The sequence below is a fragment of the Cereibacter changlensis JA139 genome (assembly GCF_003034985.1).
GTDB lineage: Bacteria > Pseudomonadota > Alphaproteobacteria > Rhodobacterales > Rhodobacteraceae > Cereibacter > Cereibacter changlensis.
In genome coordinates, this window is sequence record NZ_PZKG01000174.1 from 1 (window position 1) to 6,667 (window position 6,667).

Consider the following 6,667-nt stretch of genomic DNA (forward strand, 5'->3'; position numbering starts at 1 on the left):
GCTTGCCGATCTCGTCGCCCGCATGTTCGCCGCGGGGTAGGCGGCTGGAACGGTCGCCCACCGCAAGCCGCGCCATCGCATCCGAGATCGCCCGCAGATTGGCGGTCACATGGCCCGAGACAAAGAGCGCCGCCACCAGCGCCACGACGGTGCTCAAAAGGCCGACGAGGACGATGACGCCCTTGGCGAAATCCAAGGCCGAAAGCGTGCGGGCGCGCTCGCCGGCGATCTCGGCCTGCGCCGCGGCGGTGACCTCTGTGGCGTGCAGGCTGATCCCCTCGGCGGCGCGGCGGATGCGGGCGAGGGCCGCTTCGGCGGCGATCTGGCGGGCGAGCTCCAACCGGCGCAGCTCGAAGAGACCCGTCGGCCCTTCGGCGAGGCCGCGCAGCTCCGCCAGCGCCTCGCTTCCGACGGCATCGGGGCGGGCCGCCATGTCGCGCACCAGCCGGTTGTATTCGCGCTGGAATTCTCCGACGGTGACGAGATTGTCGGTGCGGCCCGCGCCTTGCAGCGCCCGCGCGATGCTCTGCAGCTTCAGCCAGTCCTGCCCTTCGGGGAAGGAGGCGCGCAGCGTTCCCGCGAGGGTGGAGAAGCGCCGCTCCAGCGCGCCGATCCGGGCGTTGCGGCGCAGGATGCGGTCGGTCAGCTCCGACCGGGCCGAGGCGGCGTCGACCAGCGCGGCGATGCTCGCATCCATGTCGCGCAGGATCCCGGCGATGGCTGCCGCCTCCGGGCTCAGGTTGCCGGCGATCCCGGCGATGATCCCGCGCGCGGCATCGGCCTCCATGCGGATGCGGAACGGGCTTTCCATGGTCAGGAGATAGGGCGCGCGGGTCGCGAGGCCGGAGGTCTGCCGCGACAGGATCAGCGCGCGGTCCACGGCGGTGAGCGTTTCGTCATGCAGCCGGTCCATGCGGTCGGTCGCCTGCCGCAGGGTGATCCAGCTGGTCGCCCCCACGATCAGCGTCGCCGCGGCGAGCACGCCGAGCGCGAGGAACAGTCTGCCGCGGACGCTGGGCCGTCGTGGCGTCATGGCGTCGTGACGAAGATGTAGCCCTGTCCGCGCCGGGTCTGCAGATGGACGGGTTTCGAGGGCGCCGCCTCGATCTTGCGGCGCACGCGCAGGATCAGCACGTCGATGGTGCGGTCCATGTAGAGCGAGAGGTCGCTGCCCAGCTCGCGCAGCAGGTCGGTGCGGGCGACGATGCGGTCGGGGTTGCGCAGGAAGTACTCGAGCAGCCGGTATTCGGCATTGGTCAGGGCGATCTCGTTGCCGTCCGGCCCGATCAGCTCGCGCCGGGTCTGGTCGAGCCGCAGCCGGCCGAAGCCGAGGATCTGGCTCTGGCTGCGGTCGGGCGCCGCGACGGCGCCATGGCCGCTGCGGCGCAGGACGGCGCGCAGGCGGGCCACCAGCTCGCGCGGGTTGAAGGGCTTCATGATGTAGTCGTCGGCCCCGGTCTCCAGCCCGATGATCTTGTCGGTCTCGTCGCCGCGCCCGGTCAGCATGACGATCGGCAGGCCGAGTTCCGCCCGGACGCGGATCGCCAGCGTCAGCCCGCTCTCGCCCTGCAGCCGGAGGTCGATCAGCGCGAGGTCGAGGCTGCGCAGCGCGGCGGCGGCGAAGAATTCGGCGCTTCCGGCGACGGGCACCGGATCGAAGCCGTTCTCGGCCAGAAGCGCCGCCAAGGTCGCGCGCAGCTCCGGATCGTCATCCACGACGGCGACCACCGGACCCTGCGCCGCGGCTGAACTGGACATGTGACCCCCCATGCCGGGCCTCCCCGCCCGGCCGCTCCATGATGCCCCGGCCCCGGTGGCGCCGGGAGGGGCTTTCGCATTTCATTTGTGACCGAGCTGAAGCGGGATTGTAATATTGTTCATCGAAAAGCTCCGCCTTTGCAGCGCTGTTCATCCCGGGAGGGCTCGCCCGGGGCGATGCCGGCGTGCCAAGGTCGGGACGATCCGGGTTCTGCTGTGGGAGAGCGGCAGGCCGGAGCAACGGGAGGACTGCATGAAATACCCTACGATCAGCGCTCTGGCGCTGACTGCCGCCATGGCCGCTTCCGCCGCCTCGGCCGACCAGCTGAACGTCGTCTGCTCCAACGAGCAGACCTGGTGCGATCTGATGGCGCAGAATTTCAAGATCGACACCGGCATCGATGTCGCCATGGTGCGCAAGTCCACCGGCGAGGTGCTGGCGCAGCTGCGCGCCGAGAAGGGCAACCCGAAGGTCGACGTCTGGTGGGGCGGCACCGGCGATCCCCATATCATCGCGGCGAGCGAGGGGCTGACGACGGCCTCCGGCGCGGATGTCTCGGGCCTGCTGGGCTGGGCGCAGAACATGACCGAGATGACCGAAGGGCGCGCCATCGGCGTGCATGTCGGCCTTTTGGGCTTCATCTACAATTCCGAGGTTCTGGCCGAGAAGGGCCTCGCCGCCCCGGCCTGCTGGCGCGATCTGGCCAAGCCGGACTACAAGGGCGAGATCCAGGTGGCGAACCCGAACTCCTCGGGCACGGCCTATACCGAGCTTGCGACGCTGGTGCAGCTCTTCGGCGAGGACGAGGCTTTCAAGGTGCTGGCCGAGATCGGCGCCAACGTGAACCAGTACACCAAGTCGGGCTCCGCCCCGGTGAAGGCCACCGCCCGCGGCGAGACCACCATCGGCATCGGCTTCATGCATGACATGGTGAAGCTGAAGAAGGAGGGCTTCCCGGTCGAGCTGGTCGCGCCCTGCGAGGGCACCGGCTACGAGCTCGGCGCGGTGTCGGTGGTCGAGGGCACGCCCAATCTGGAAGCGGCTAAGAAGTGGGTGGAATATGTCATCTCCGCCGAGGGGCAGTCGCCGGGGCTCGAGGTCGGCGTCTACAACATCCCCTCGAACCCGGATGCCGCCACCGATCCCGACGCGCCGGACATGGCCTCGATCAAGCTGATCGACTACGACTTCGCCACCTATGGCGCGTCCGACACCCGCGAGCGCCTGCTGGCGCGCTGGGAGACGGAAGTGAAGAACGCGGGCGGCGCGATCGAGGAGTGATCGTCGGCTGAGCTCCACCGGATCCGCGCGTCCGACGCGCGGACCGACCCATGATCCGGGAAGATTTTGATGACGCGCACCGCGACGCTGTGGAGCCTGTTCGGGCTCGCGGCTTTCCTCATGCTGCCGTGGTACATGACCACGGGCTCTCTGCTGTCCTTCGACTGGGTAAGCGATGCTCCGTCGCGGCCCGCGCTCTGGCAACTGGGGCTCGGGCGCTGGTGGCTGGCGGGGCCGGGGCTGGCGCTGCTGGCGGCACTGGTCGTGGGCGTGCTGCCGATGCCGCCCGTCGCCCGGGCAAGGGCGTGGGTGCTGAGCGGCGCCGCCGGACTGGCGCTGCTGGCGGGGCAGGGGCTGATGATCCTCGGCGCCGGCCCGCGTCTCGCCATCTTAGGAGAGGCGTCGCAGCCGGGGATGGGGCTCGGCGCGCTCGTGGTGGCGCTGTCGCTGCTCTTCGTCCTCACCACCGGCATCTCGGCCATGGGGCGGGGCCGGGGCGACGCCTTCGTCACCGGCCTCGTCGGGCTGATCGTGGCGCTGGTCGGGGTCTTCGTCTTCTATCCCATGGCCTTCATCCTCGTGCAGGCCTTCGCGCTGAAGGATGGCGCCGGCTTCGGCCTGTCCGAGTTCCTGCCGCGGTTCTTCGCCACGCAGACCTGGTCCTTCGCCTGCCTGACCGGCGGGGGCTATTGCGGCCCGGCGGTCAACTCGCTGGTGCTGGGCATCCTGACCGGGCTCGGCACCACGCTTCTGGGCCTCGCCTTCGCGCTGGTCTTCTCCCGCACCGACTTCCGCGCCAAGAAGCTGCTGCGGGTGCTGACCATCCTGCCGATCATCACCCCGCCCTTCGTCATCGGACTGGCGCTGATCCTGCTGTTCGGGCGCTCGGGCACGCTCACCGAATTCTTCGCCTGGGCCTTCGGCATGGAGAAGACCCGCTGGCTCTACGGCTTCTGGGGGGTCTGGCTGGCGCAGATGCTGTCCTTCACCCCCATCGCCTTCCTCGTGCTGATCGGCGTGGTCGAGGGCATCAGCCCCTCAATGGAGGAGGCGAGCCAGACGCTCGACGCCGACCGTTGGCAGACCTTCCGCCGCGTGTCGCTGCCGCTGATGCGCCCCGGTCTCGCCAACGCCTTCCTCCTGGGCTTCATCGAGAGTCTCGCCGATTTCGGCAATCCGCTGGTGCTGGGCGGCAACTTCAACGTGCTCTCGACCGAGATCTACTTCGCCATCGTCGGCACTGTGGCCGATCCGGCGAAGGCCGCGATCCTGTCGATGATCCTGCTGGCGATGACGCTGGGCGCCTTCGTTGCGCAGCGCCGGTGGCTGGGCAAGAAGAGCTACGCCACCGTCACCGGCAAGGCCGACAACGGCCAGCATGCGAGCCTCAACCCGGGCCTGAAATGGACCTGCTATCTGACGGTCCTGCCCTGGGCCGCCTTCACCCTGATGATCTATCTGCTGATCCTGTTCGGCAGCTTCGTGAAGCTCTGGGGCTACAACCACAGCTTCACGCTGGAGCACTATCGCAACGCGTTCAGGATCGTGATGCGCAACGGCGTCCATTTCATCGGCTCGGCCTGGGACAGCTATTTCTCGACGCTGGCCATCGCGGCCATCGCCGCGCCGCTGACCGCCGCCGTGGGTCTGGCCACGGCCTATCTGCTGGTCCGGCAGAGCTTCTTCGGCAAGGACGCCTTCGAGTTCTCGACCATGCTGTCCTTCGCCATCCCGGGCACGGTCATCGGGGTCGCCTATGTGATGGCCTTCAACTTCCCGCCGATCGAACTGACCGGGACGGCGGTCATCCTCGTCCTCGTCTTCATGTTCCGCAACATGCCGGTCGGGGTGCGGGGCGGCATCGCCGCGATGAGCCAGCTCGACAGGTCGCTCGACGAGGCCTCAATCATGCTGGGGGCCAACAGCTTCACCACGCTGCGCCGGGTGATCCTGCCGCTGATGGGGCCCGCGATCCTCGCCGCCATGACCTACAGCTTCGTCCGGGCCATTACCTCGGTCTCCGCCGTGATCTTCCTCGTCTCGGCGCGGCACAATCTGGCGACGAACTTCATCGTCGGCCGGGTCGAGAACAACGAATACGGCATCGCCATCGCCTATTCGGTGGTGCTGATCGTGACGATGCTGCTCGCCATCCTCCTCTTGCAGGCCGTGATCGGCCGCCGCCGTCTGCGCCGGACCGACCGGGTGGCGGTGTGACCATGAAAGGCTCCGACATGACCAAGGGTTCCGTGCGTTTCGAGGGCGTCACCAAACGCTACGGCGATGTGGTGGCGCTGAAGCCGCTGTCGCTGGAGATCCAGCGGGGAACGCTCTGCACGCTGCTGGGGCCGTCGGGCTGCGGCAAGACCACCACGCTGCGGCTGATCGCCGGGCTCGAATCCGCCAGCGAGGGCAAGATCCTGATCGGCGGCGAGGATGTGACCCATCTGTCGGCCACCTACCGGCGGGTATCGATGGTGTTCCAGAGCTACGCGCTCTTCCCGCACATGACCGTGGCCGAGAATGTCGGCTACGGGCTGAGCGTGAAGCGTCTGCCGAAGGCCGAAGCGCGGGCGCGGGCCGAAGCCGGGCTGGAGCTCGTCGGCCTGAAGGGCTTCGGCGACCGCCTGCCGTCGGAGCTGTCGGGCGGGCAGCAGCAGCGCGTGGCCGTCGCCCGCGCCATCGTGCTGGAGCCGGAGGTGCTGCTGCTCGACGAGCCGCTGTCGAACCTCGACGCCAAGCTGCGCCGCCATGTGCGCGAGGAAATCCGCCAGATCCAGCAGCGGCTCGGCCTGACCGCGGTCTACGTGACGCATGATCAGGAAGAGGCGATGGCGGTCTCGGACCGGATCATCGTTATGAAGAACGCCGAGATCGCCCAAGCCGGCAGCCCGCGCGATCTCTACGAGCGGCCCGCCTCGTCCTTCATCGCCGATTTCATCGGCGACGCGAACCTGCTGGATGCAGAGGTCACCGCCTCGGGGGCCGTGACGATGGTGCGTCTGCAAGGACAGGAGTACACGCTTCCTCTGGCCACAGACCTGAAAGGAGCGGCGCGGATGGTGCTGCGCCCGCATCAGGTGGTCCTGAACGCCGCGCCGGCGCCCGGCAGCATCCCGGCGGAGGTCACCTATGCCGCCTATCTGGGCAACTCGATCCAGTACACGCTGGCGAGCCCGGCGGGCGAGATCTTCGCGATCCTGCCGCCGAGCAGCCAGCCCTTCGCCATGGGCGACACCGTGCATGTGACCTGGCGGCCCGAGGACATCCGGCTGGTCGCCGCCTGAAGCGGCGCGCGGGAGGCGCGCATGCTCCGATTACGGGGTTGATGGGGACGCCATCGGTGGCCTCCCCTTCGGGAGGAAGAGCATCGGGCCGCTCACAAGAGTGCCGGACCTGAGCATCGCCTGACGGAAGCGGCCATGCAGGAGCAAGGCCGCTGCTCCCTCAAGTGATGTCGGTAGCGGCGGATTCCCGACGGCGTGGAGGCGGCGCTGTCCGAGGGCGTCAGCGGCGGCACGCCGAAGGGGACAGACGGCTGGGAGCTCCGTTCAGCGGTCCGCCCGCCTGTCGAGCCGGCGGAAGGCCGCGCCGCCTAGCACTGCTCCGCCAGCTCGCTTGCGGCGC

General features: G+C 68.8%; 4 protein-coding genes and 1 pseudogene. 3 read left to right on the forward strand and 2 right to left on the reverse strand.

Going from position 1 to position 6,667, the window contains the following annotated elements; all coding sequences use genetic code 11:
- Both C5F48_RS20815 and C5F48_RS20820 read right to left on the reverse strand, forming a co-directional pair.
- Positions 1-1,033: pseudogene (locus C5F48_RS20815) on the reverse strand (HAMP domain-containing protein); the annotation flags it as partial.
- Entirely contained in the window at positions 1,030-1,758 is a 729-nt protein-coding gene (locus tag C5F48_RS20820) for a response regulator (RefSeq protein ID WP_107665694.1), read from the reverse strand. The pseudogene C5F48_RS20815 and the gene C5F48_RS20820, both read right to left, overlap by 4 nt.
- A 253-nt stretch (positions 1,759-2,011) precedes the next feature.
- Here C5F48_RS20820 and C5F48_RS20825 point away from each other — a divergent pair, with 253 nt between their 5' ends.
- The 3 genes from C5F48_RS20825 to C5F48_RS20835 all read left to right on the forward strand — a co-directional run bounded on the left by C5F48_RS20825 (position 2,012) and on the right by C5F48_RS20835 (position 6,327).
- Positions 2,012-3,040, forward strand: a complete 1,029-nt coding sequence (locus C5F48_RS20825) for an ABC transporter substrate-binding protein (RefSeq protein WP_107665695.1) — start codon at positions 2,012-2,014, stop codon at positions 3,038-3,040.
- Positions 3,041-3,109: 69 nt separating this feature from the next.
- A complete protein-coding gene (locus tag C5F48_RS20830) occupies positions 3,110-5,257 on the forward strand; it encodes an ABC transporter permease (RefSeq protein WP_107665696.1) in 2,148 nt (715 codons plus the stop codon).
- Positions 5,258-5,274: 17 nt separating this feature from the next.
- The gene (locus C5F48_RS20835; protein ID WP_107665697.1) at positions 5,275-6,327 is read left to right on the forward strand and encodes an ABC transporter ATP-binding protein; all 1,053 of its coding nucleotides are present in this window, start codon (positions 5,275-5,277) and stop codon (positions 6,325-6,327) included.
- The last annotated feature ends 340 nt before the right edge of the window (positions 6,328-6,667 follow it).